Origin of the sequence: Glycomyces sp. NPDC049804 (assembly GCF_040674615.1) — a bacterium.
Lineage (GTDB): Bacteria > Actinomycetota > Actinomycetes > Mycobacteriales > Micromonosporaceae > Glycomyces > Glycomyces niveus.
In genome coordinates, this window is sequence record NZ_JBFAMQ010000021.1 from 1 (window position 1) to 24,807 (window position 24,807).

Consider the following 24,807-nt stretch of genomic DNA (forward strand, 5'->3'; position numbering starts at 1 on the left):
GGCCGCATCCACACTGCGGGCTGGAGCGTGGAGAAGACCGGCCCCGGACAAGCGGTCATCACCCACCACGACGGCCACGACGGCCACGGCCTCGCAAGCGCCCCCGAGGAGCACTCCGGGTGCGGCTGCTCCGACTGGCGCACCGATGCCGACATGGATGCCGAGAACCAGGGCACCGAATGGGACATCTTCCCCACCGGGCTCTACCGGACCGAATGGTCCGAGGCCATGAAGCCCGACCTTGACGGCATGGCCGAGGCCATTGACCGCGATCGGGCTATTGCCGCGATGCGGGCAGCGAAGGCGAAGTGCCGAGCACGCTTCGCGGCACCAAGTCAGGCACGCCAAGCCGAAGCAGCGCTGGACCAGACGGCACCGGCCCCTGTCGACTACGGGCCGCCACCGTTCTTAACCTGCCCCAGCAGGCAGACTGCTGGGGGAAGCGCGGCAACACCAAGCAGCGCAGCCCGACCCACATGGGTTCGGGCCCCTCGGCATGCCCAAGGCCGGAATCCGGCCCCGCCACACACCCTCCCATCGCTGCCGGCTTGAACCGCAACCCGTTCCTGGCGGGGAGCCGAGGTCCGGCCCAAGCGCAATGGGACCTCGTTGTCGCTGCCCGCTTGGACCGCAAGCACCGCTTACCGGGCAGCCGATGATCCGCCCCGAGAACCCTCAGACCTCTTTGTCGCCGCCTGATTGAACCCTGGACACGCCCCGCCAGAGAGCCGGAGAGCGACCCGCGCCCTGCTGCCACCTCGTCGTCGCTGCCCGGTTGAACCCCGGACTCACCCGGCCAGGAAGCCGGGAAGCGATCCGAGCCCAACCGCCACCCTGTTGTCGCTGCCTGATTGAACCCCGTGGCCATCGCTCCGGGCAGCCGGAAATCGGCCAGGGCTGTACGAGGCCTTGTTGTCGCCCTGCGGTTCCGCACTCTCAATCGCATTCGAAGGCGCTACCTGATGGCGCCAAGAGAGAGCGGCCGTGTCGATGCACCGACACGGCCGACTCCGAACGTTGGACGCGGTCTCAGCGGGCGTGGCCCAGAAGGCTTGTCAGGTCGCCGGGCGTGAGGTCGAAGACCGGGGAGGCATTGCCGAGCTTGGAGTCACGGACATGGAACCCGTCGCCTTCCGGGCAAGCGGCCAGCTCGACGCACTCGGAGTTGTTGTCGCCACCGCTGCGCGGGCGCCATTCGCGGGGGCGCCGGGAATCCGAGTTGGAACCACCTGGTGGGCACTGCGTCCGCGTAGGAGCCCTTGCCGCTCAAAGGACCGGTCGCCTCAGTTGCGCCGAACGGCATCAGCAAGCGGCACTTCCTCGGGAAGATCCAAATGAAGAGCCCGGCCAAGGAGCAGAACACGGTCGTGCTGCCCGGCGTTGACACTGACGCGGACATCGCCGAGATCTGGAGCGGCCGGGCTACATACGTGCGTGACAATTTGTACACGATCAACGACCGTACGTACGGCGTCAAGCCCACGGGGACTGTCTATCCCGTGCGCGGCAAGGGTTTCGCAGAGCTGAACAAGCTCGAGTACACCGCACTAAAAGGGTTGAAGGAACACCAGGGAGACCGGGAAGCGGCCGAGCGAGACCCGCGAATCGCCCGATTCGCCCACCACATGACGGATAAAACATGGGAAACTGCACGAAACGTGTTCAATCAGGGACAGGAGCGGGCCTGATGCGCGACTACACGATCGTGTTCATAGAACCGGTGGACCTCGGCCTCCTTGCCGCAGAAGTCGCCGACGCCTTCGCGATTCCCCGCGATCAGATCGAGGTCTGGGACGGCAGCGCCTTCGCCGCTCCCGTGGTCGAACCAGTCCTCGCCCAGGTCGCCGCCGGTTCGGAGCAGGGCTCGTATGCGGAGTTCGTCGGCTTCGACGCGTTCGCTTCACACGCGGGCGAACCCGAGCTCCTCGATGTGGCCGTCGAGCTCGCCACGAGAACGAAGCGCCGGGTCCTGTTCGGGCCGGAGACGGCAGAGGAGTTCCGCTGGACCCTCGTCGCCGCCGACGGCAGCCACGGCAAAGTCGTGCTCGATGACGACCGTTTCGACGACGGCGAGATCGCGATCGTCGGCACCGTCGAACCCATAGACGGCGCACCCGACCTGCCGCGCGTACCTGAGTCGATCTGAGCCCTGGACCTGAGCCCTGCCACTACCCTCGGCGCTGCCTCGCATCGCCTTTCCTTAACGCGCAACGGCAACGGCAACCGCAACCGCAACCACAACCACAACCACAACCACAACCACAACCACAACCACAACCACAACCACAACCACAACCACAACCACAACCGCAACCGCAACCGCAACCGCAACGGGCCTAGTACCGGCACCGGCAGGCAACGGCATCGGCTGCGGTGCGGCTACTTGCCGGCGAGGTACTCCTGCGCGTTCGCCAGGTACCCCTCGATCTGCTGCTCCCAGGCATACACCTCGGCCTCGCGGTCGATGACCTTCGCGACGCTCATGCGCGCCCACGCCTTGTCGGCGCCCTCACGCAGGCCGGCCTCTTCGGCGCACTGCGCGAAGTCGAGGGCCATGGCGAACTCGAAGGCGACCGGGTCGTCGGCGTCCTCGGCCGCGTCGGTGAGCGGCGGCACGCCCTCCGCGCCCCCGGTGTCGTTGCCGTACAACTGGTCCATGTAGGACCCGGTCGGCAGCCACCCGAAATCGTCGAACTCCCACTCGCCGTGCCCGCGTTCGCCGACGCAGACGAGGAAGTCCTGCTCCTGATCGGCGTAGTCCGCCGAGAGCTCGGCGTACAGCTCGCCGTCGCCGATCCACGTGAGCGGGCTCTCCGTGTCGGGCCTCGCCCAGTACTCATCGCCCTCGGTCTCGTGGTGGACCGGTCCGCCGTAGACGATCTCGATCGTCTCCAGCTCGCAGCCGCCGAAGGGCGGCTGCGAGCCGACGTCGATGTCCTCGAACTCCGCGTCGGAGTCGGCCTCCTCGAACGCCTCCGACAGGGCCGCGTCATAGGCGGCGCGCTCGGCGCCGACGAAGGCCGCGGTCCACTCCTCGTGGTACTCTGCGCCCATCGCCTGCCACTCCTCATAGGACTCGTCCTCGGCCTCCGAGAGCCATCCCATGTCGTCGGCGGTGTAGGCGAGGTAGTCGACGTCCTCGCGCATCGCCAGGGCCGCATCGGAGTCCGTCGCCCACACCCAGGTGCCGAAGCCGAACTTCTCGGCCTGCGCGACCGTGGGGATGCGCGCGTACGGGGCGTCGAACCCCTCGAAGCGGTTCGGGATCATCCTGCCGTGCAGGCGGTTCGTGTCATGCACCGTGAACCCCTCGTCCTGCATGCACATGCTCGCGACCCGCGTCTCGGCCTGGGTCAGCTCCCAGGCCAGCGTCGAGCCGTTCACGAGGCTCGCCTCGATGGCGGCGATGTCCTGCTCGGTGACCTCGGTCTCCGGTTCGCTGCAGGCGGAGAGGACGAGCGCTCCGGCGAGCGCGGGAATGAGGAGGCGACGCATCGACCTGGCTTTCTGCGGGGAGGCGGGAACGCATGGAATACGCCGTTGCCGCGGGACGGGGTTGCCCGGGTTCGGGTGAAATCTGCCGCCTCGTTCCAGGCGGGTGGAGGCGCGGCTCCGACCGGGGACGGACCCGTCCTGCGACTTTGGTCGAGACTAGTTGGGGCGCAGTTCATTCCGAGAGGCGAGGTACGGCGGCGCCAGGCCGGTGAGACTGGGTTCCCGCAGCCGCGGGCCGGGACCGGCCCCGCGGCGATGCGGAGTCGATCGGAGTCGCCGTGACCGTTGCAAGCCGCCGTTCCGTGCTCGCCGCCGGGGCATTGAGTACGCTCGCCGCCGGGGCCGCCGCATTCCAGGCGGGGCCCGCGTTCGCTGAGGAGGAGACCATGTCGCATCGACCGGTGCGGTTCCGTCCGGGCGGGTGCGTGCCGGATCTGGAGGTCGACTGGCACGCGGGCTGGCCGTCGCCCAAGCACGATCCGGCCCCGGAGATCCAGTCGCACCACGCCGACGAGCACACGGTGATCATGCGCCAGAACAAGTCGGTCAACTACGAGGCGCCCTTCATGTTCCTGCTCTTCGGCAATGACGCGGCACTGCTCGTCGACACCGGGGCGACGCCGGAACCGGAGTACTTCCCGCTGCGCGCGATCGTGGACGCGCACATCGACGACTGGCTCGCGAGGCATCCGCGGAGCGGGTACCGGCTGATCGTCGCCCACACCCACGGACACGGCGACCACAAGGCCGCGGACGCGCAGTTCACGGACCGCCCGCACACCACTGTGGTCGGTCCCGGTCTCGATGCGGTCAAGGCGTTCTTCGGGTTCGCGGACTGGCCCGCGACGCCGCGCGAGCTCGACCTGGGCGGGCGCGTGGTCGACGTCGTGCCGGGGCCGGGCCACCACGCCTCGGCGACGGTGTTCTACGACCGGTGGACGCGGCTCCTGCTCACCGGCGACACCTTCTACCCCGGCCGCCTGTACGTGCAGGACTGGGACGCCTTCGCGGCCACTGTGGACCGACTGGTGGCCTGGTGCGACGAGCACCCCGTCTCGCACCTGCTCGGCTGCCACGTCGAGATGTCCGTCCAGCCGGGCGTCGACTACCCGCGCGGGTGGACGTACCAGCCCGACGAGGCGGCGCTGCCGATGCGGGTCGATCAGCTGCGGGCGCTGCAGGAGGCCGTGCGCGAGATCGGCGGGGCCCCCGGCATCCACAAGTACGACGACTTCCACGTCTGGCACCAGGTCTGACCCGCCCGCCGCACCCGCTGGAGGCGGCGTCGTAGGGTGGCCGCATGAGCGACACCCCTGCCGCACCGCTGCCGGTCCGCGGCCACGACGACCGGGACCGGCGCTTCGCGCACCCCACCGCGGACGCCCTCGCCGACCGGGTGCGCGGACTGGACGACGGGTCCGCCGAGTGGATCGTCGTCCAGCGCGTCCCCGACCTGCCGCACGACTGCATCCAGGCGGCGGGCGACGAGGGCTCCGGCCGCGTCGAAGTGTCGTTCCGCGTCGGCGACGAGCCCTGGATGGAGGCGTCGCTCGACGTGGAGGCGGCCGCTGCGGTGTTCGTGGCCTGGGCGCGCGACGAGACCGGTTGGGAGGGCGCGCATCCGTGGGAGCCCGCGAAGTGGTGGCACCCCGAGCCCGTGCCCGCGCCCGCCCCCGCGACGGCAGCGGAGACGACCGTGCTCGCGGCCCGGTACCTCTCCGAGGGCTACCTGTCGTTCGACGAGATGGTGGAGTCGCTTGTGGACATGTCGGAGGCCGATCCGCCGGTCACCAAGGCGCAGGCGCGCGAGATCCTCGCGCCGATGTGGCGCGAGCGCGTCGCCGAGCAGGCGGACTGGGGCGTGACGGACTGCGACCGGCTGACCGAGGCGTTCGCGGCGATCAGCCGCGGCGGCATCGTCGCCCGCGAGCACTTCGCGTGCTGCCAGAACTGCGGCACGGCCGAGATCTGGGCGGAGGCCGGCCCCGAGGACCGCGGCTACGTCTTCTTCCACATGCAGGACACCGAGACCGCGGGCGACGGCGTGCTGTACCTCGCGTACGGGTCCCGGTCGAACGCTCCGGAGGACACCGTCGCGATCGGTCGCGAAGTGATCGAGGCGCTCGAGGCGCACGGGTTCCGGACCTCCTGGGACGGTTCGGCGAAGACCCGGCTGCGGATCACGGACCTCGAATGGCGCAAGCGCCTCGGTTAGTCCGCGGCGCAGGCAACCGCGCCCGCGGCCCGCGGCGTCTCCGGCGTATGCGGAGAACAGAACGGAACGGCCGCCCCGCGCCGCGCTGGCGGCACGCGGCGGCGCTGATCGGGGTCCTGGCCGCCGCGGCGGCGTGCACCGATGCGGGCGGCGGCTCCGACGAGGCGACCGACAAGGCGGAGGGCGACGCGGTGGACGCGGCCGGGATGCTCGATATGGCCAACGAGAACATCCGGCTCACGAACGAGCTGGACGCGGCCGAGGACCGGGTGATCGCCGACTGCCTCGAGGAGCAGGGCTTCACCGTGCACGACCAGCGCGAACTGGGGCAGCACGAGCCGATCGAGCTCCTCTCGCTCGTCGACTACTACCCGACCCGGGACTTCCTGCCCGAGGCGGGCATCGCGGCGGAGTGGGGCTTCGGCTGGTGGGCCGAGACCGAGGAGATGTTCGACTCCCAAGAGACGCAGGACTACTACGAGGCGACGTTCCCCGACTCGTTCACGGACGACGCCCCGGAGTTCGACAACTCGGCGTTCGAGTCGCTGCCCGACGACGAGCGGCGGGCCTGGAGCGTCGCGTACCAAGGCGAGGAGGCCACTGCGGCCCTTGAGGGGACGTGGACGCCGGAAGACGGCACCGGGTCCTCAGAGGACGGTTCACTGGACTTCGGGGACGGCGTGACGCCGAGCGGGCCGAAGCCCGGCGGCTGCCAGCTCGAGATGATCGAGGCGCTGTACGGCGAGCCGCGGCAGGTCGAGATCGACATCGACGGCGGCTACCTCGCCTGGCAGTGGCGGCCCGCCGAACCGTCCGTGGACCTCGACGCGATCGAGGCCGCGTACGCGGAGCGAACGGCCGGCTCCCAAAGCGGCTTCCTCGACTGCATCGGCGAGGCCGGCTACCCCGGCTGGGAGTTCGACGACTCGGGGCGGCTCGCGATGCTGGACTACTCCGCGATGCTCTACACCGGCGAACCGTTCGACCCCGGTTTCACGCCCGAGAGCGGGACCGCCGCGGACACGCGCCCGCCGGTGCCGGACCTGCCGCGGGACGTGCCCGCCGACTTCGAGGGCAAGCGCGCGTACGAGGTCGACATGGCGATGGCCTTCGCCGCGTGCGGGGATGAGACCGGCTACCGCCGCACTGCGGACTCGACCTACGACGCGATCGTGGCCGAGCAGTACGCGGCGATCGAGACCGACACGTTCGCGTGGCAGGAGGAGATCCGCGGCTACACCGCGAAGGCGCAGGAGCTGATCGCGGGCTGAGGGAACGGGAGCGGGCGGGACCGCGGTCCCGCCCGCTCCCGTCGCCGCTCAGACGTGGTCGCGCCAGGTGTGCTTCGGGTCGTAGCCGAGGATCCGGCGGGCCTTGTCGATCGAGAGCAGCGTCTCGTGGCCCTCGACGGGGCGCTTGAGCTCGAGGCCGGGGTAGTGGGCCTGCACGAGTTCCGGTGTGGGCGTGGACATCACGGTGTCAGGGGAGGCGATCACGAAGACCTCCTTGCCGGTGCCTTCGCGTTCGAGGCCGAGCCGGATCGCCAGCGCGCCGTCGCGGGCGTCGATGTACGACCAGAGGTTCCAATTGCGCAGGGCCGGGTCGTGCTCGAAGCCGGTGAAGGCGGCGTAGTCCTCGACGTACATGACGTTGGAGAAGCGCAGGCCGGTCGCCTTGAGGGCGGGGTTCCAGCGGCAGAACTGGCCGACCATGGCCTCTTCGAGGGTCTTGACGAGCGAGTAGGTGGATTCGGGGCGCGGCTCGTACTCCTCGTCGACGGGGAGGTAGGGCGGCGGGGTCTCGAAGGGGAGGCCGAGCACGGTTTCGCTCGAGGCCCAGACGATGTTGTCGATGCCGGCGGTCTTGGCGGCGGCGAACACGTTGTAGGTGCTCAGCATGTTGTTGCGGAAGGTCGCCGAGTCGGGCCGCAGGCCCGGGGCGGGGATGGCGGCGAGGTGGACGACGGCGTCGAGGCGGTCGTAGCGGTCGTCGACGCCGGTGAGGGCGGAGGCGACCTGGCCGTAGTCGGCGAGGTCGATCTGGACGCAGGGCGCCAGGTCGTCGGGGGAGGGCGCGCGGTCGAGGTTGACGACCTCGTAGCCGTGCTCGATCAGGTCGCGGACGCAGGCGCGTCCGAGTTTGCCGCTGCCGCCGGTCACCGCCACGCGTGTCATGGCCTCGCCCCCTCTGGTTCGGTGTTACCGCTCGCAGCCTACGACCTGGAGTGGACTCCAGGGCAAACGGGCCGGTCCGGGCGTGGCAGGATCGCGGCATGACCCCTGTGATCCGCCTCGGCTCGACCGAGATCATCGCCCTCGCCGACGGCGAGGGGACCTTCCCGTTCGCTTCGAGGGACGCGGCGTTTCCCGCGGCCGAGGCCGGGCAATGGGCGGCGGCCGACAGCTTCGATCCCGGCTCGGTCAACGCAGCGGGCCGCTGGGTCCTCAATTTCCGCGCGTTCGCGATCCGCGGTCCGCAGGGGATCACGGTGGTGGACGCCGGGATCGGGCCCGCCGACAGCCTGGCCGCTTGGACGCCCCTGCCCGGCAGGCTCCCCGAGTCCTTGGCGGCGGCCGGCATCGACCGCGCCGAGGTCGACTCCGTGGTGCTCACGCACCTCCACACCGACCACGTGGGCTGGGCGGTCGTGACCGAGGAGGCCGTCACCACGGGCGGCGCCGGCCCGAGCGGTGACCGGAGCCCGTTCTTCCCGAACGCCGAGTACGTGTTGCAGCGGGCCGAGGCCGATGCCGTCGACGCTCTCAACCCCGAGTTGCGGGCGGCCCTCCTCGAACCGCTCCAGGCGGCCGGGCAGCTGCGACTCCTCGACGGCGACGCGCCGCTGCGCGACGGCGCGCGGGTCGTCGCCACGCCGGGCCACACCCCGGGGCACCAGAGCGTGCTCGTCGACTCCGGCCGCGAGTCGGCGGTGGTCACCGGCGATCTCCTGGTGCACGCGGTCCAGCTGCTCTACCTGGACCTCGCCTACGCCTATGAGATGGACCCGGACGAGGCACGGCGCTCGCGGGAGCGGGTGCTGCGGACCGATGGGCGGCTGCACGTGGCCTCCTCGCACCTGACCGAGCCGTTCGTGTCGTTCCCGGTCGGATAGGTTCGGCGCGTGGACATCGCAGACGACCCTCAGCTCCTGCTCGACCGCGTGCGGACCCTGCGCGCGGGAGGCGGGCGCGTGCTCATCGGCATCGCCGGCTGCCCCGGGGCGGGCAAGTCGACCGTCGCCGCGTGGCTCGCGCACGCGCTCGACCCGGCCGGGGAGCGCGCGGTGCAGGTGCCGATGGACGGGTTCCACCTCGCGAACGCCGAGCTCGTGCGGCTCGGCCGCCGCGCGCGGAAGGGCGCGATCGACACGTTCGACGGGCACGGATACCTGGCGCTCCTCGAACGCATTGCGGCCCACTCGGATTCGACGGTGTACGCGCCGGAGTTCGACCGCCGCGTCGGCGAGCCGGTGGCCGGGTCGATCGCGGTGCCGCCGAGCGCCGAGGTGGTGGTGACCGAGGGGAACTACCTGCTCGACGAGTCCGGCCCCTGGCCGGAGGTGCGCAAGGCGCTCACCGAGGTCTGGTACTGCGAGACGCCGGAGCCGCTGCGCCTCGCGCGGCTGGTCGCGCGGCACGAGCGGTTCGGGAAGTCGCCGGAGCACGCGCGGTCGTGGGTGGCCGAGGTCGACGAGCGCAACGCCGAGCGCATCCGCGCGGCCCGGCACCGGGCCGATCTCGTCATCGATTTCGAGCGGCTGCGGATCGGCCGGCCGGAGGCCTGAGCCGCTCCCGCGGACGCGGCCGGGCGGCCCTCGCGGCCGAGCGCGGCCCTTGGCGGGCGGCGCCGCCTTGCGCGGCGCGCTCGCGCGCGGGCGTACGGGTGGCCCCGGGTACCCGCCCGTTCCCACCTTCACCACTACCAGCGAAAAGACCACCATCCCACAGCGGTCCGACAAGAAGTCGCCGTCGCACGTGACGCGACGACGTTTCGCGTTTCCGGGCGGAGTTGACGGTCAGCGAACCCTAGCGCTACGATGCATAGAACCTCAAGGCATAGAACTACTAGGGTTAGGAGGCACCCCCTCATGCACATCGCCAAAGACCTGGTCGCCGCCTCGGCAACCCCCCTGGTCCTCGGCATCCTCGCCGAGGAGGAGAGCTACGGGTACGCGATCCTCAAGGAGATCAGCGAGCGCTCCGGCGGCCGCCTCGAATGGACCGAGGGCCTGCTCTACCCCCTCCTCCACCGCCTCGAACGGCTCGGCTACGTCGAGGCCCACTGGCGCACCCCCGAAGGCGGGCGCCGCCGCAAGTACTACGCCATCACCCCCGAAGGCCGCCGCGAACTCGCCGAGCAGCGCAAGCAGTGGGACGCCGTCACCGAAGCGCTGCAAGACATCTGGAACGCCACCCGATCGATCGGCCCGATCGCGGCGCCCGCACTGGAGGGGTGAACATGACCGAGAACGAGAACGACACCGAACTCGAGACGCAGATAGCCGAGTGGCGGACGTACATGCTCCGCCGCCGCGCCGTCACCGACTCCGATGTGGACGAACTCGAGGACCACCTCCGCGAGCGCGTCGCCGACCTCACCGCCACGGGCCTCCACCCCGACGAGGCCTTCCTCATCGCCGTCAAGCGCATGGGCCGCATGGACGAGCTCTCCCGCGAGTTCGCCCGCGAGCACTCCGACCGGCTCTGGAAGCAGCTCGTCCTCACCGACGAGGACGCGTCCGCCGCCGCCGAGCGCCGTCGCGGCCTCCTCGTCATGGTCGTCTGCGCCGCCCTCGGCGCGCTCGCCGTGAAGCTCCCGGCCCTGTTCGGCTTCGGCTTCGACGACAGCGCCGAGTTCTACGTCCGCAACCTGGGCATGCTCGTGCTCGCCCCGCTCGCGCTCTACTTCGCGCTGCGGCGGGACACCGGCCGCGGCACCGCCGCCGCGCTCATCGGGCTGTTCGCCCTCGGCGCCGTCGCCGCGAACGCCTACCCGTTCGACACCGATTCGCAGTCCATAGTGCTCACCGCGATCCACCTGCCGATCGCGCTGTGGCTCGTCGTCGGCATCGCCTACGCCGCGGGCGACTGGCGCTCCGGGCAGCGCCGCATGGACTTCATCCGCTTCACCGGCGAGTGGTTCATCTACCTCGTCCTCATCGGGCTCGGCGGCGGCGTGCTCACCGGCATCACCGTGGGCACCTTCAGCGCCATCGGGATCGACGCGGAGACCTTCATCAGCGAATGGCTCCTCCCCTGCGGCGGCGCGGCCGCCGTCGTGGTCGCCGCCTGGCTGGTCGAGGCCAAGCAGAGCGTCATCGAGAACATGGCGCCCGTGCTCACCCGCGTCTTCACACCGCTGTTCGCGGTGACGCTGGTGGCCGTGCTCGTCGCGATCGCGGTGACCACCAACGCGATCGACGTCGAGCGCGACATGCTCATCCTGTTCGACCTGCTCCTGGTGGTCGTGCTCGCCCTGGTCCTGTACTCGATCTCGGCCCGCGACCCGGGCGCGCCCGCCGGGGTCTTCGACTGGATGCAGCTCGCGCTCGTCGTCGCGGCCCTGCTCATCGACGTGCTCGTGCTCGTCGCGATCCTCGGGCGCATCACCGAGTTCGGGTTCACCCCGAACAAGAGCGCGGCGCTCGGCGAGAACCTCGTCCTGTTCGTCAACCTCGCCTGGTCGGCGTGGCTGTACTGGGCCGTCGTCAGGCGGCGCGGGCGGTTCGCGCGGCTCGAGCGCTGGCAGACCGACTACGTGCCGGTGTACGCCGCTTGGGCGTGGGTGGTCGTGCTGGTCTTCCCGCCGCTGTTCGCCTTCGCGTAGCAGTATCCCGGGCCGCCGAGGCGGCCCGGGATACTCGTCCTATTCGGAGCTGAAGGCGGCGTCGAAGGACGCCGCCGGCCGCTCGAAGTTCAGGTCCCGCACGTACGCGAGGGCTTCGGGCGCGCCGCGCAGGCGGTCCATGCCCGCGTCCTCCCACTCGATCGAGATCGGCCCTTCGTAGCCGATCGCGTTGAGGACCCGGAAGCAGTCCTCCCACGGCACGTCGCCGTGCCCGGTCGAGACGAAGTCCCAGCCGCGCCGCGGGTCGCCCCACGGCAGGTGCGATCCCATCCGCCCGTTGCGCCCGTCGAGCCGCTTCCTGGTGTCCTTGCAGTCCACGTGGTAGATCCGCTCCCGGAAGTCCCACAGGAACGCGGCCGGGTCGATGTCCTGCCACACCATGTGGCTCGGGTCCCAGTTGAGCCCGAACGCGGGCCGGTTCCCGACCGCCTCGAGGGCGCGCTGCGTCGACCAGTAGTCGTACGCGATCTCGGAGGGGTGGACCTCGTGCGCGAACCGCACGCCGACCTCGTCGAACACGTCGAGGATCGGGTTCCAGCGCGCCGCGAAGTCGTCGTAGCCCGCCTCGATCACCGCCTCGGCGACCGGCGGGAACATGGCGACGTACTTCCACACGGCCGAGCCGGTGAACCCGATGACGGTGTCCACGCCGAGCTTCGCGGCGGCGCGCGCGGTCGCCTTCATCTCCTCGGCGGCGCGGCGGCGGACCCCTTCGGGCTCGCCGTCGCCCCACACCCGGGACGGGACGATCGCGCGGTGGCGGTCGTCGATCGGGTCGTCGCAGACCGCTTGGCCCACCAGGTGGTTCGAGATCGCCCAGAGGCCCAGGCCGTGGGATTCGAGGAGCTTCTTGCGCTCGGCGACGTAGTCGTCGTCCTCGGCGGCGCGCACCACGTCGAGGTGGTCGCCCCAGCAGGCCACTTCGAGCCCGTCGTAGCCCCACTCGGCGGCGAGGCGGCACACCTCCTCGAAGGGCAGGTCGGCCCATTGGCCCGTGAACAGGGTGATCGGTCTAGTCATCGGTGAGACTCCTCAGAAAGGTCAGTCCGTCGACGGTGAGGGCGTCTTGGGTCGGCGCGAGCGGCCGCCAGATGGAGGCGGCCGTCGCGATAGTGGCATTGTGCGCGGTGAACGATTCGATGACAAGGGGTCCGGTGTACCCGGCGAGGTCGAGCGCGTGCAGGATCTCGCGCCACGGCAGGTGGTCGCGGCCCGGCGCGCCCCGGTCGTTGGCGCACACCTGGACGTGCGCGATCCGGTCCCCGGCGCGCACGATCGCGGCCGGGATGTCGGTCTCCTCGATGTTCATGTGGTAGACGTCCAGCGCCAGCGCGGTGCCGGGCAGTCCGTCCAATGCGTCCAGTGCCTGGTCGACCGTGTTGATGAGGCTGGTCTCGTAGCGGTTCAAGGGTTCCACGGCGACGGTGACGCCGCGTTCGGCGGCGTACTCGGCCACGGGTGCGAGGTTGGCGCGCAGTTCGCGGTAGGCCGCGGCGCGGTCGGGGAGGCGCCAGGCGCGGCCGACCGAGGTGTAGGCGGGTCCGGCGATCACCTTGGAGCCCACGGCGACGGCGGTGTCGACGACGCGGCGCAGGTACTCCTGGGTCTCGGCGACGACGGCGTGCGGGGCGTCCACGAGTTCGCGGCCGGGTCCCATCACGAGCACGACCGTGGCGTCGAGTCCGAGTTCCCGCAGGAGTTCACCGGCGCGGTGCGGGTCCCAGTCGCCCGGCGACTCGACGGGGAGTTCGATCGCGTCGAACCCCCAGTCGCGCACGCGGGGCGCGAGCCGGGCCAGGGCCTCGTCGTCGAGCGGCGAGACCCAGACCCAGGTGTTGACGCCGAGCGCGCGCGTCAACGGTCGCGCCAGGCGTCGGGGAAGCCTGGCAGGTCCTCGCCGCCGAACTTGGCGTAGTGGAGCGAGGGCATGTCGGCGTTGCGTGCGAGGTAGTCGTCCAAGTCAGCCTCCGTGATCGGCTCCTGCGGCAGGATCCACTCGGCCGGGACCTGCTCGCCTCTGAGGATCATGGTCGCAGCCAGGACGGGCGTGCGCCACTGGAAGTTGGAGTAGACCGGGGCGATCGCGGTCATGCCGGTCTCGTCCCACTTGCGCAGGAAGGAGAGTTCGTCCTCGCCGGCCATGACCGGGTAGGGCTTGCCGGCGTCCTCGAACGCCTCGACGGCGGCCACGGCGCCGTCGCCGGCGTCCATCCAGATGCCGTCCACGTCGCCGCGCTGGAGGTACTGGGTGACGATGTTCTTGATCTCGGCGGCGTCGCCGCCGGTGAACTCGTCGCCGAGGACTTCGAGCTCGGAGTCGCCGAAGATCTGCTGCGCGGCGGCCCAGCGGTGCTCGAGGACGTCGACGCCGGGGAGGATGCGCAGGGCGAGGACGGTCGAGCCGGGTTCGAGGTTGTCGACGAGGAACTCGGCGGCGTCGGCGCCGTACGCGTAGCCGCCGATCGGGTGGATGAAGGTGGTGGCGCAGTCGGTGTTGACGCCGCGGTCGAAGACGATCACGGGAATCCCCGAGGCGCAGGCGGTCTCGACGGCGGGCGTGAGGGTGGCGGTGGTCGAGGGCGAGATGATGAGGGCGTCGCATTCGCCGGAGTCGACGAACGCCTGGATGTCGGAGATCTGCTGGTCGTCGTCGTCGCCGGCGTCGGAGGTGCGGAACTCGCCGATCTCGCCGGCCGCTTGGAGGACCTTCACCTGCTCCTGCATGGTGATCCAGCCGGTGACGCGCCACGGGTTGGAGACGGAGGCGTTGGAGAAGCACACGGTGGCGTCGCCGCCTTCGCGGGTGAACTCGCCGGTGTCGACCCATTCGGGTTCGATCGCCTGCAGCCAGGGGGTGGCCGGGTCGCCTTCGGGCGCGATGTCGCGCTGGGCGAGCTGGGCGTCGTACTCGGCTTGGACGAACCACTCGTCGCCTGATCCTTCGGTGGTCGCGTCGTCGGCCGGTTCGGTGGGGGTGTCGGTGGTGCAGCCGGTGGCGAGGAGCAGCCCGAGGGCGGCCGCCGCGGCGAGGGCGAGGCGTGTCGTCTGCATGGTGCGGAACCTTCTTCTCATGAGGGAGCGGCAGTAGGTTGCGGTGCGGGTCGGATGCGCCGCCGGGCCGCGTAGGCGACGGCGGCGATGATGATGGCGCCCTGGACCGCGGGCCGGAGCGTCGCGGGCAGCGCCATCTGGTTGAACAGGGTGAACAGGGCTTCGATGGCGAGCGCCCCGGCCATGGCGGCGAGGGCGGTGCCGCGCCCGCCGCCGAGTGCGACGCCGCCGAGGACGACGGCGGTGATGACGGTGAACTCGAGGCCTTCGCCCACTTGGGCGCTGACGCCCGCGAACCCTCCGATGAGGATGCCCGCGATGGTGGCGGAGACACCGGAGAGGACGAACGCGGCCGTGCGGGCGGCCTCGACGCGGGCTCCGGAGAGCCGCGCGGCGAGCTCGTTGTCGCCGGAGGCCATGAGGACGCGGCCGAACCTGGTGCGCATCAGCAGGATCGCGCCCGCGCCGACGGCGAGCATGATGAGCAGCGCCCACGGGATCTGGCCGATGAGCGGCACGCCGGTGATGCCGAGCCGGCCGGGGGTGCGGAACGCCTCGGAGAGGTCGCCGGTGGGCGCGCCGCCGGTCCAGAGCCGGATCGCGCCGTACAGGACGAGGAGCATCCCGAGGGTCGTGATGAACGACTGGACCTTGAGGACGGTGGTGACGAGGCCGTTGACGAGTCCCACGCCGATGCCGAAGGCGAGCATGACGAGCATGACCGGGACCGTTCGGGACTCGACGCCGTCGATGAGCCGGGCGGCGATGACCACCTGCGCGCCCACGAGCGCGCCCACGGAGAGGTCGAAGTTCCCGGAGACGACCACGAAGTACTGCCCGGCGGCGAGGACGACGAGCGGCGCGGCCTGCTTGAGGAACGCCATGACCGAGGGGGCCTCGAAGAACCCGGGGTTGACGACGGCTATGGCCGCGAAGGTGAGCGCGAGCAGGAGGAACACGGTGCCGGCGCCGTGGAGGGCGGCGCCGAGGGCGCGGAAACGCGTCATGACCGCCTCCCTGGGGTCGCGGCGAAGCGGGGTCTGCGGGCGGTGCGGTCGAGCTGGCGGCGGGCGTAGAGGGCGACGGCGGTGATGATGACGGCGCCGCGCAGCACGTCCTTGGCGAACGGGTCGATCTGCATCACGTTGAACACCGAGTCGAGCACGGCCAGGATCGCGACGCCCGCGACGGTTCCGGCGACGCCGCCCTTGCCGCCGAGGAGGAGGGTGCCGCCGAGCACGACCGCGGCGATCGCGTCGAGCTCGTACAGGTTGGTGTAGGCCTCGGCAGAGCCGGTGCCGAACCGGGCGGCGAGCAGCAGTCCCGCGAGCCCCGCGCACATGCCGCACAGGACGTGGGCGGTGAGCAGGACGCGGGTGGTGCGGATGCCGGACATGCGGGCCACGTCGATGTCGCCGCCGACGGCGTACATGTGGTGGCCGGTGCGCGTCGAGCGCAGGAACCAGATCGCGGCGGCGGCGACCGCGAGCATCACCAGCGCCGAGACGGGCACGAACGCGATGCGCGTGTACCCGAACTGCTGGAAGACGGCGGGCACGTCCCCGGCCGGGCCCTGGTACTCGGTGTCGAGGTAGCCCTTGAGGATCAGGCCGGTGCCGAGGGTCGCGATGAACGGGTTGACTTTGAGGAAGGCGACGATCGCGCCGTTCGCGGCCCCGATGAGCCCGGAGACGAGCAGCACCAGGCCGACCGCGAGCGGGACGTTCGCGGCGCGCCCGTCCATGGTGGTGGCGGCGACCAGGCTGGAGAGGGCCGCGACGTAGCCGACGGAGAGGTCGAGGGACCGGCACAGGATCACCAGGGTCATGCCGATGGCGAGGAACCCGGTGAGGCTGGTGCGGGTGAGCATGTCGACGAGGTTCGCGGTGGCGAAGAGGTTGCCGCCGTCGAGGGCGACGGCCGCGCCGCCGACCGCGAGGACCGCCGCGAGGGCGAGGTAGATGAGGGCCGTGGTGGAAAGGCGGCGCGGGGCGAGGCGGCGAGGGGCGAAGGCGGTCATTCCTGATGCGCCCCTTCACGTCTGCCGGTCGCGTAGGCCATGACCTCCTGCTCGGTGGCGCCGCCGGGGAGCTCCCCGGCGATGCGGCCGTCGTGGAGGACCGCGATGCGGTCGGCCAGGCCGATGACCTCGATGAGCTCGGAGGCGATGAGGAGCACCGCGAGGCCTTCGGCCGCGAGCGAGCGGATCACCGAGTACAGCTTGTGCTTGGCGCCCACGTCGATCCCGCGGGTCGGTTCGTCGAGGACGATGACGCCGGGTTCGGCGGCGAGCCATTTCGCGACGACGACTTTCTGCTGGTTGCCGCCGGAGAGGAACTGGACCTCCTGGTCGCCGCCGCGCGCGACGAGGTCGAGGCTGGAGAGGATGCCGTCGACGCGGGCGAGGCGCTCCCGGGAGTGGACGCGGGCGTTCGCGTCGAGGACCATGCGGGCGTTGGCCTTCACCGACTGGCGCAGCGCGAGCCCCTGGGCCTTGCGGTCCTCGGTGACGAGCGCGATCCCGGCGGCGATGGCCTTGCGGGGCCGCGTGATCCGCACCGGTCGGCCGTCGACGGCCATGGTGCCGCGGGTGAACGGGGCGATGCCGAAGACCGCTTCGGCGATCTCGGTGCGGCCCGAGCCCTGGAGTCCGGCGAGGCCGACGATCTCGCCCGCGCGCACTTCGAGGTCGATGCCGTCCACGTAGTCGTTGCCGCCGCCGTCGATCCGCAGCCGCACCTCGCCGCGCTCGGTGCCCGGCAGCGGGGGCGGGAACTGGGCCTCGATGCGCCGCCCGACCATGCGGGTCACCAGCTCGTCGGGGGTGAGGTCGGCGGTGGCGACGCTGTCGACGAGGCGGCCGTCCTTGAGGATCGTGATCCGCTCGCACAGGTCGAAGATCTCCCGGAGCCGGTGCGAAACGTAGAGGACGGCGACGCCGCGCTCGCGCAGCCGCTCCACGAGCCGGTACAGCAGCGCCACTTCGGCGTCGGCGAGCGCGGCGGTCGGCTCGTCCATGCAGATGAGGTCCGCTCCTTGGGAGAGGGCCTTCGCGATCTCGGTGATCTGCTGGTGCGCGACCGAGAGCGAGCCCACTGCCGCGGTCGGGGCGAGGTCGGGGACGCCGAGGTCGGCGAGGGCCGCGGCGGCGGCGCCGTTCATGGCGCGGCGGTCGATGCGGCCGCGGCGGCGCGGTTCGCGTCCCAAGTGGATGTTCTCGGCGACGGTGAGCTCGGGCAGGAGGTTGAACTCCTGGAACACGGTGGCGATGCCGGCGCGCTGGGCGGCGGCGGGGTGGGCGAAGGAGGCGGCGCGGCCGTCCAGCTCGATGGTGCCGGCGTCCGGGGTGTGGACGCCCGCGAGGATCTTCATGAGCGTGGACTTGCCGGCGCCGTTCTCCCCCACCAGGGCGTGGACCTCGCCGCGGCCGACCGTGAGGTCGACCCCGGCGAGGACGGGCACGCCGAGGAAGGCTTTGCCGATGCCGCGCATGGCGAGCAGTGGCGCGTCGGTCATCGCGGCACCTCCGCCCAGTCGCGGGTGCGGGCCGAGGCGGCGACGGCTTCGGCGAGGCGGGCGGCGCGGAGGCCGTCCGCGAACGCCGGGAGGCCGTCGGGGGCCTCGCCGTCGATGGCCGCGCGGGTGTCGGCCACGAAGGCGTCGAAGCAGTCCTGGTAGCCCTGGGCGTGCCCGGCGGGGACGCGGGCGAGCCGGGCGGCGTCGGGGTGCAGGTGGTCGGGGTCGCGCATGAGGACCGCGTTCTGGTCGCGGCCGCCGACCCAGAGGGTCTCGGGCCGCTCCTGGTCGAAGGCGAGGGTGGATTCGGTGCCGGAGACCTCGAGCAGGAGCCGGTTCTTGCGACCGGCCGAGACCTGGCTGATGACGGTGGAGCCGACCGCGCCCGCGGCGGTGGCGAACTGCAGCGTCACGATGTCCTCTGTGGAGACTTCACGGCCGGAGCGTTCGCGGTTGGCGGTGGCGAGCTGGGCGTTGACGGCGGTGATGCGGTCGCCGGTGACGAACTCGAGCAGGTCGCACCAGTGGGACCCGATGTCGCCGAAGGCGCGCAGCGCCCCGCCCTTGTCGGCGTCCACGCGCCAGTTGTCGTCGTCGGGGCGCAGGAGCCAGTCCTGGAGGTAGGAGCCGTGCGCGAGGGTGACGCGCCCGATGCGTCCGCTGGCGACCCTCGCGCGGGCCTCGCGGACCATCGGGTGGAAGCGGTAGACGAACGGGACCGTGGCGACGACGCCCGCCGCGGCGGCGGCCTCGGTCATGGCGAGGGCGGTCGCGGCGTCGGTGGCGAGCGGCTTCTCGCAGACGACGTGCTTACCGGCGGCGATGGCGGCCAAGGCGATCGGGGCGTGGAGGTGGTTGGGGACGCAGACGTGGACGACGTCGGCGGCGGCGATGGCCGCGTCGGGGTCCTCGAAGACGGCGGCGGCGCGCAGGTCGGCGGCGGCCTCACGGGCCTTGTCCGGTGTGGACCCCGCGATCCCGGCGACCGATCCTCCGGCGGCGGCGATGGCGCGCGCGTGGACGCGCCCCATGAAGCCGGTGCCGATGACCGCTGCCCGATAGAGGGTCGGCGGGGTGATCGTGACGTGAGCCATATGACGACGGTAGGACAGACTTATGACAGAACACAAGCAAAAGTTGTCGGCGTTATGAAACAGTTACGTCATGACCTCGTCCAAACCCGTGTGGTTCACTAGTCCTGTGACAGATGGTTCTCCCGTGCCCCGCCGTCCCGCCCCCGGGGCCTCGGTCGGCGCCGGAGCGCTGCTCCAACTCCTGCGCGACGGCACGCCCCGGACCCGCTCCGAACTCTCGGCGATCACCGGCCTCGCCCGCTCCACCGTCACCGGCCGCGTCGACGCCCTCCTCGCCTCCGGCCTCATCGCCCCCACCGGCGAGACCGCCTCCACCGGCGGCCGGCCCCCCGCCACCTTCGCGTTCAACCCCGCCGCGCGCATCGTCCTCGGCGCCGACCTCGGCGCCACCCACGCCCGCCTCGCCGTCACCGACCTCGCCGGGAACGTCCTCGCCGCCGCCACCGCCGACCTCGACATCGCCCTGGGCCCCAAGGCCGTCCTCGACTGGACCGTCGAACACGGCCTCGCGCTCCTCACCGAGGCCGGACGCCCCGTCGGCGACCTCCTCGGCGTCGGGATCGGCCTGCCCGGACCGGTCGAGCACGACACCGGCCGCGCCGTCAACCCGCCGATCATGCCCGGCTGGGACGGCTTCGACGTCCCCTCCTACGTGCGCGAGCGCATCCCGGTGCCCGTCATGGTCGACAACGACGTCAACATCATGGCCCTCGGCGAGCACTTCACCGCCTGGCGCGAGCACGAGCACCTGCTGTTCATCAAGGCCGCCACGGGCATCGGCTGCGGCATCATCGTCGGCGGCCAGGTCTACCGCGGCGCGCAGGGCGCCGCCGGCGACATGGGGCACATCCGCGTCGCCGGCGCCGACGACGTCCACTGCCGCTGCGGCAACACCGGCTGCCTCGAAGCCGTCGCCTCCGGCGCCGCCATCGCCAAGCGCCTCACCGACCAGGGCATCCGCGCGGGCGGCTCCCTCGACGTCGTCGAACTCGCCCGCTCCGGCTCCGTCCCGGCCCTGCGCCTGGTCCGCCAGGCCGGCCGCGACATCGGCGAAGTCCTCGCCGGGGCCGTCAACTTCTTCAACCCGTCGATCATCGTCATCGGCGGCTCCCTCGCGCTCGCCGGCGACCACCTCATCGCGGGCGTCCGCGAGGTCATCTACCAGCGCTCGCTCCCGCTGGCCACCCGGCACCTGCGCATCGCCGCCGCCCGCACCGGCGAGGGCAGCGGCGCGATCGGCGCGGGCGTCATGGTCATCGAGCACGCCCTCGACCCCGCCCGCCTCGACGCGAGCACCGATTTCAAGACGAACGGATGATGATGCAGCGCAACACCCTCGGCCGCACCGGCCTCGAAGTCACGCCCCTGTGCATCGGCACCAGCACCCTCGCCGGGTTCGACGCGGTGTACGGCTACGAGGTGGACGACGAGCGGGCCGTCCAGACGATCCTCGCCGTCTTCGACAGCGACGTGAACTACCTCGACACCGGCAACAACTACGGCAAGGACGGGCTCTCCGAGCGCCGCATCGGCGAGGCCATCCGCCGCCGCGGCGGCCTCCCCGAGGGCTTCGTCCTGCAGACCAAAGTGGACGCCGACCCGGAGACCCGTGACTACTCGGGCGACCGGGTGCGCCGCTCGCTCGAGGAGAGCCTGGAGCGGCTCGGCGTCGACCGCCTGCCGATCCTCGCCCTGCACGACCCGGAGTTCATGAGCCAGGACGGCTTCGCGCCCGGCGGCGCGCTCGAGGCCCTCGTCGAGATCCGCGAGTCCGGCGTGGCCGAGCACCTCGCGGTGGCCTCGGGCGACGTGCGCCTGAGCCGGCGGTACCTCGACACCGGCGAATTCGACATCGTGCTCAACCACAACCGGTACACCCTGCTCAACCGCGAGGCCGAGGAGCTGTTCACCAAGGCCAGGGCCGACGGCCTCGGCGTCCTCAACGCCGCCCCGTACGGCGGCGGCATGCTCGCGAAAGGCCCGGCGCAGCAGCCGAAGTACTGCTACGGCGAACGCGACGAGTCCATCGCCGCCGCGGCCTTCAAGATGGCCGAGGCCTGCGAGCGCGCCGGGGTCCCGCTCATCGCGGCCGCGCTCCAGTTCTCGACCCGCTCGCCGCTCGTCGACTCCACTGTGGTCGGCATCTCCCGCCCGGAGCGCGCGGCCGAGACCATCGCGCTGCTCGACGTCGAGATCCCCGAATCCCTGTGGGAGGAGCTGGAGGCGCTGGCTCCCGACGCCCGGATCTGACCGATCTTTGGAATGAGGGCGCCCCGCGGTCGCGGGGCGCCCCTGCCGCTATGAGCGGCTGAGCCGCGCGATCACGAGCATGACCTCGGACATCAGCACCTGATCGATCCCGCTCTCAGGAAGCGAGACCTCGACGTTCTCGAGCTTGTGGTCCCCGCTGTTGTCGTACCCGTACCCGTAGCCGGGGTGGACACCCGGGCTCGCGTCGATGTAGACCCAGCCGCCCCCGGGCAGGTCGCGGTAGATGCCGTAGCCGCCGCGCCCGGCGGGACCGCCGAACTTCCAGCCGCGGTTGAGCAGGCCGAGCAGCGGCCCGCCGCCGGTCGTGGCGCCTTCGAACCGGCTCAGGCGCCCCGCCTTTCTGTCCTCTTCAGTCATTTCGAACACCGGTCGGGCGAGCTGGTCGAACGGCTGCAGGATCTCGTAGTCGGCGAACACCTCCGCCCAGGCGGTGACCTCCTCGCCGAGGGTGAGCGGGTGCGCCAGGCGCACCACGGCGTCCTCGGGCAGCGCGAACGGCTCGTCCTCGGCGTCCGCGAGCGTGCGGTCCTCGGCGATCCGGAACGACGTCCCGCCGGCCTGCCACACCAGGCGGCTCGAGAGCTGCCGCATGAGCGGGTGGTCGACCAGGAACTCCTGGAACTCCGCCCGGGACCAGGTGCGGCCCGCGGCCATGGCCGCCTCGAGCCGCTTGACCTGCTCGGCGGCGGTGGCCTTGAGGTCCTTGCGCAGCGCGGCGAACCGCTCGTACGCGGGCTGCGCGATCTCCAGGTCGTCCTTCGCGTTCGGCTTGGGGGCGCTGGCGCGCCGCTTGCCCTTGTCGTCGATCACGTAAGGCTTGAGCGCCTCGTCGAACTTGATCGTGAAGGACCGCGGCCCGTAGTCGAGGACCAGGGACTCCTCGGCCAGGCCGAAGTCGGGCACGAGCCGGTCGCCCAGCTGCTCGAGGGTGAGCTCCAGCCGCTCGGCGATGACCTCGATCTGCTCGGTCGCGGTCTTCTTGAGCGCCTTGAACTTCGCCTTCTGGGCGATGGCGTGCACCGCGCGCAGCGCCGACTCCGAGCCGACCCCGCCCAGCACCTCCACGCCGCGCACGGCCTTGCGGTTCTGGCTCTGGCCGGGCCATTCGCGGATGAGGTCGGTCAGGCGCCGCACCGCGTAGTCGTCGGCGAAGCGCCGCAGCTGGTCCATCGCCCACGCGTCCTTCGACGGCGCGCCCGTCGAGAGCCACAGTTCGAACAGGCCCCACGAGAACGCCGCGAGCGAGGCCGGGTCGCACTCGGCCGCAAGGGCGTCGACGCCCGGGTACGGCCGCTCGGGCGCGTCCATCGCGAGCGCGGTCATGAGGGTGCGCACCGCCGCGTCCGGCAGCGCCGCGGAGCGGTCGGCGAGCAGGACCTGCGGGAGCAGGTTCGGGTCGGCCCAGGCGCCGGGCTTGGGGATGCGCGGCAGCTGCGGGTCGAACGGGTCGGCGTCGAGCAGCGCCGCGACGGCGGCGGACGCCTCGTCCCCGTGCACCGCGGCCTGTGCCTCCACCACGGACCGGTCGAGGTACCGGAGCGCGTCGTTGGCGGTCTTGCGGAACTTGGGGTCCTTGCCGACCGCGTCCGGGACGAGGAGCGCGGCGGCCGCTTCCGCGTGGCGGTCGAGCCAGGCCTTGGCGGCGGTGCGCTCGTTGCGGGAACGTGAGAGCCAGCCCGCGCACAGCCGCGCTATGTCGAGGTTCACGAAGGGCGACAAGGCGTCGCGGAGCGAGGACTTGCGCTTGAGGAGCGCTGTCGAGCGCGCTTTCGCCTCGTCGCCGTAGCGGGCGATGATCGCCTGGAAGGTCTGGACGGTGAGGTAGTCGGAGTTGCCGTCCCACTTGTCGAACGCCTTGCGCGAGCGCTCTTCCGGGCCGTAGGCGACGAGCTGGTTGTAGTAGTAGTGCTTCGGGTCGTCGAGTTCGCCGTGGCGGTACCGGCTCCACACCTTCGAGTCGCGCCAGTACCCGGCGTGCTCGTTGGCGTCCAGCCACGACTGCTGTTCGTCTGCGGCCCAGCGCAGTTCGTCGATCGCGGGGGGCGTGAGGCCCAGTGCCGCCCGCTTGGACGCGGGCTTCGCGTACGGAGCCCAAGGGGGCGTGGCGAAGTGCTCGGGCAGGGACGCGGCGTCGGGGTGGCGGCGCTCCACCAGGGCGGTGACGAGCTCCCGTTCGGCCTTGCTCAAGGCCTCGGCCCGGTCGAGCAGGCCGTTCCCGCGGGCGAACCCGGCGAGGCGGACCCTGGTGGCGGCGTGGGCGTTCGGCGCGAGCGAGGCGACCGCGCGCAGGTACCGGCCCGGGAACCGGCGGGCGCCGTGGACCGCCGCCGCGGCCGCGAGCGGGTTGGTGAGGTGGTCGAGGAGGTACGCGGCGGCCGCCTCGGAGGGCAGGCGGCCGATGGTGTCGAAGAGGAGTTCGCGCACTTCCGCGTCGGGCCGGTTCTCGCCTTCGAGGGTGTTGACGAGCACGGCCAGCGAGTCCGCGCCGAGCGCGTCGACGAGCAGTGCGGCCCGCTCGGCGACCTTGCCGTAGACGCCGAGCACGCGCGCGCCCGCGAGGTCGGCCTGCTCCCGGTCCTGGGCGATCGCCCAGACGAGCCCGTATCCCCATGCGCCGTTGCGCGACCCGTAGTGGAGCTTGAGCGCTTCTTCCGCCCAGTCCGCCTGGTCGGGCATGAGCAGCGCGGCGCCGAACCGTCTCGCTTCCGAGGTGCGGTGCGCCGCGACGGCGTCGCGCACTGCCTCGTACTCGCCGTCGGGAAGGGCCGCAAGGAGGGAGCGCAGCGTGGCGATGCGCTCCACGTGGTCCATCATGAGCGCCACGCGCTCCACAGTGGGCTCCATGATCCGCACGCGGATCTGGTAGTGCCGCGCGGTCGGGTAGTGCACGTCGAAGCCGATGAGCTCGGTCATGGCCTGGCACGCGAAGGCCAAGCCGTGCATGCCGATCCACGCGTCCCAGCCGATCGCCTCGGTCGCGCGGCGGACCCCCGGCGCGATCTGCGCGAGGAACAGCAGGGCGAGCGCCGCCCCCTGCGGGTCGGCCTCGCCGGCCATGCCGGCGCGGATCGCCGCCGCGTGCCCGGCGACCTCAGGGCGGGCGGCCACCTCCTCCATCGCCTCGGCGTGCTTGGCGAAGAGCGCCTGCAACCGCTGCGGCGCATCGGGATCGACGGCGACCGGTCGGGGCGTGCCTCGCCCCCGCCGGTCGAGCGTGAGTTCGCGCCACTCGTCGGGGAAGTCGACGCGGTCTTCGGAGATCGAGGGATCAGTTCCATTCACGCACAAGAGCATAGGAACCCAGTACGACACCGCCCC

The 24,807-nt window shown here is 71.5% G+C and carries 21 protein-coding genes and 2 pseudogenes; 12 read left to right on the top strand and 11 right to left on the bottom strand.

The window, feature by feature from the left end; genetic code table 11:
• Positions 1 to 552, top strand: a pseudogene (locus AB0K52_RS23155) (hypothetical protein); the annotation flags it as partial.
• 477 nt (positions 553 to 1,029) lie between these two features.
• Here the strand turns inward: AB0K52_RS23155 and AB0K52_RS23160 are convergent.
• Positions 1,030 to 1,173 (bottom strand): annotated as a pseudogene (locus tag AB0K52_RS23160) (DUF397 domain-containing protein); the annotation flags it as partial.
• A gap of 86 nt (positions 1,174 to 1,259) precedes the next feature.
• Between AB0K52_RS23160 and AB0K52_RS23165 the strand changes: the two are divergent.
• Together AB0K52_RS23165 and AB0K52_RS23170 are read left to right on the top strand one after the other, a co-directional pair.
• On the top strand, positions 1,260 to 1,688 hold the full coding sequence (locus tag AB0K52_RS23165) for a hypothetical protein (RefSeq protein WP_363536028.1): 429 nt from the start codon (positions 1,260 to 1,262) through the stop codon (positions 1,686 to 1,688).
• Positions 1,688 to 2,146, top strand: a complete 459-nt coding sequence (locus tag AB0K52_RS23170; protein ID WP_363536030.1) for a hypothetical protein — start codon at positions 1,688 to 1,690, stop codon at positions 2,144 to 2,146. Before AB0K52_RS23165 ends, AB0K52_RS23170 begins: the two co-directional genes overlap by 1 nt.
• Before the next feature lie 233 nt (positions 2,147 to 2,379).
• Here the strand turns inward: AB0K52_RS23170 and AB0K52_RS23175 are convergent, their stop codons facing one another.
• On the bottom strand, positions 2,380 to 3,495 hold the full coding sequence (locus tag AB0K52_RS23175) for a hypothetical protein (RefSeq protein ID WP_363536033.1): 1,116 nt from the start codon (positions 3,493 to 3,495) through the stop codon (positions 2,380 to 2,382).
• A 278-nt stretch (positions 3,496 to 3,773) separates the two neighbouring features.
• Between AB0K52_RS23175 and AB0K52_RS23180 the strand changes: the two genes are divergently transcribed.
• The 3 genes from AB0K52_RS23180 to AB0K52_RS23190 are packed head-to-tail and all read left to right on the top strand — an operon-like array spanning position 3,774 to position 6,981.
• On the top strand, positions 3,774 to 4,751 hold the full coding sequence (locus AB0K52_RS23180; protein ID WP_363536036.1) for an MBL fold metallo-hydrolase: 978 nt from the start codon (positions 3,774 to 3,776) through the stop codon (positions 4,749 to 4,751).
• A 44-nt stretch (positions 4,752 to 4,795) separates the two neighbouring features.
• Positions 4,796 to 5,710: a hypothetical protein gene (locus AB0K52_RS23185; protein WP_363536039.1), complete on the top strand. Its 915-nt coding sequence runs from the start codon at positions 4,796 to 4,798 to the stop codon at positions 5,708 to 5,710.
• Positions 5,711 to 5,757: 47 nt separating this feature from the next.
• The gene (locus AB0K52_RS23190) at positions 5,758 to 6,981 is read left to right on the top strand and encodes a hypothetical protein (protein ID WP_363536041.1); all 1,224 of its coding nucleotides are present in this window, start codon (positions 5,758 to 5,760) and stop codon (positions 6,979 to 6,981) included.
• 48 nt (positions 6,982 to 7,029) lie between these two features.
• Here AB0K52_RS23190 and AB0K52_RS23195 read toward each other — a convergent pair whose 3' ends face one another.
• Complete coding sequence (locus AB0K52_RS23195) at positions 7,030 to 7,884, bottom strand: NAD(P)-dependent oxidoreductase (RefSeq protein WP_363536044.1); 855 nt, start codon at positions 7,882 to 7,884, stop codon at positions 7,030 to 7,032.
• Between the two features lie 98 nt (positions 7,885 to 7,982).
• Here AB0K52_RS23195 and AB0K52_RS23200 point away from each other — a divergent pair, with 98 nt between their 5' ends.
• From AB0K52_RS23200 to AB0K52_RS23215, 4 genes are all read left to right on the top strand, one after another.
• Positions 7,983 to 8,822 (top strand): MBL fold metallo-hydrolase, encoded by an 840-nt coding sequence (locus tag AB0K52_RS23200; protein ID WP_363536046.1) that lies wholly within the window; start codon positions 7,983 to 7,985, stop codon positions 8,820 to 8,822.
• Between the two features lie 15 nt (positions 8,823 to 8,837).
• The gene (locus AB0K52_RS23205; RefSeq protein WP_363536157.1) at positions 8,838 to 9,494 is read left to right on the top strand and encodes a nucleoside/nucleotide kinase family protein; all 657 of its coding nucleotides are present in this window, start codon (positions 8,838 to 8,840) and stop codon (positions 9,492 to 9,494) included.
• Between the two features lie 303 nt (positions 9,495 to 9,797).
• On the top strand, positions 9,798 to 10,166 hold the full coding sequence (locus tag AB0K52_RS23210; protein ID WP_363536049.1) for a helix-turn-helix transcriptional regulator: 369 nt from the start codon (positions 9,798 to 9,800) through the stop codon (positions 10,164 to 10,166).
• A gap of 2 nt (positions 10,167 to 10,168) precedes the next feature.
• Complete coding sequence (locus AB0K52_RS23215; RefSeq protein ID WP_363536052.1) at positions 10,169 to 11,536, top strand: permease prefix domain 1-containing protein; 1,368 nt, start codon at positions 10,169 to 10,171, stop codon at positions 11,534 to 11,536.
• Positions 11,537 to 11,575: 39 nt separating this feature from the next.
• On the opposite strand, the gene AB0K52_RS23220 is transcribed toward AB0K52_RS23215, so the two are convergent.
• The 7 genes from AB0K52_RS23220 to AB0K52_RS23250 are packed head-to-tail and all read right to left on the bottom strand — an operon-like array spanning position 11,576 to position 19,218.
• Positions 11,576 to 12,577: a sugar phosphate isomerase/epimerase family protein gene (locus tag AB0K52_RS23220; protein ID WP_363536055.1), complete on the bottom strand. Its 1,002-nt coding sequence runs from the start codon at positions 12,575 to 12,577 to the stop codon at positions 11,576 to 11,578.
• Positions 12,570 to 13,415, bottom strand: coding sequence for a sugar phosphate isomerase/epimerase (locus AB0K52_RS23225; RefSeq protein WP_363536058.1), 846 nt, complete (start codon positions 13,413 to 13,415; stop codon positions 12,570 to 12,572). Before AB0K52_RS23225 ends, AB0K52_RS23220 begins: the two co-directional genes overlap by 8 nt.
• Positions 13,412 to 14,608 (bottom strand): substrate-binding domain-containing protein, encoded by a 1,197-nt coding sequence (locus AB0K52_RS23230; RefSeq protein ID WP_363536060.1) that lies wholly within the window; start codon positions 14,606 to 14,608, stop codon positions 13,412 to 13,414. The genes AB0K52_RS23225 and AB0K52_RS23230 overlap by 4 nt, the downstream gene beginning before the upstream one ends.
• 17 nt (positions 14,609 to 14,625) lie before the next feature.
• Complete coding sequence (locus tag AB0K52_RS23235; protein WP_363536063.1) at positions 14,626 to 15,615, bottom strand: ABC transporter permease; 990 nt, start codon at positions 15,613 to 15,615, stop codon at positions 14,626 to 14,628.
• Positions 15,612 to 16,628 (bottom strand): ABC transporter permease, encoded by a 1,017-nt coding sequence (locus AB0K52_RS23240; protein ID WP_363536066.1) that lies wholly within the window; start codon positions 16,626 to 16,628, stop codon positions 15,612 to 15,614. Before AB0K52_RS23240 ends, AB0K52_RS23235 begins: the two co-directional genes overlap by 4 nt.
• Positions 16,625 to 18,124, bottom strand: coding sequence for a sugar ABC transporter ATP-binding protein (locus tag AB0K52_RS23245; RefSeq protein ID WP_363536068.1), 1,500 nt, complete (start codon positions 18,122 to 18,124; stop codon positions 16,625 to 16,627). Before AB0K52_RS23245 ends, AB0K52_RS23240 begins: the two co-directional genes overlap by 4 nt.
• On the bottom strand, positions 18,121 to 19,218 hold the full coding sequence (locus AB0K52_RS23250) for a Gfo/Idh/MocA family oxidoreductase (protein ID WP_363536071.1): 1,098 nt from the start codon (positions 19,216 to 19,218) through the stop codon (positions 18,121 to 18,123). The genes AB0K52_RS23245 and AB0K52_RS23250 overlap by 4 nt, the downstream gene beginning before the upstream one ends.
• Positions 19,219 to 19,342: 124 nt before the next feature.
• On the opposite strand from AB0K52_RS23250, the gene AB0K52_RS23255 reads away from it, so the two are divergent.
• Complete coding sequence (locus AB0K52_RS23255; RefSeq protein WP_363536074.1) at positions 19,343 to 20,536, top strand: ROK family transcriptional regulator; 1,194 nt, start codon at positions 19,343 to 19,345, stop codon at positions 20,534 to 20,536.
• 2 nt (positions 20,537 to 20,538) lie between these two features.
• The gene (locus AB0K52_RS23260; RefSeq protein ID WP_363536077.1) at positions 20,539 to 21,468 is read left to right on the top strand and encodes an aldo/keto reductase; all 930 of its coding nucleotides are present in this window, start codon (positions 20,539 to 20,541) and stop codon (positions 21,466 to 21,468) included.
• A gap of 48 nt (positions 21,469 to 21,516) precedes the next feature.
• Here AB0K52_RS23260 and AB0K52_RS23265 read toward each other — a convergent pair whose 3' ends face one another.
• Positions 21,517 to 24,771 carry a DUF4132 domain-containing protein gene (locus tag AB0K52_RS23265; protein WP_363536079.1) on the bottom strand — a complete coding sequence of 1,085 codons (3,255 nt, stop codon included), beginning with the start codon at positions 24,769 to 24,771 and terminating at the stop codon, positions 21,517 to 21,519.
• Between the last annotated feature and the right edge of the window lie 36 nt (positions 24,772 to 24,807).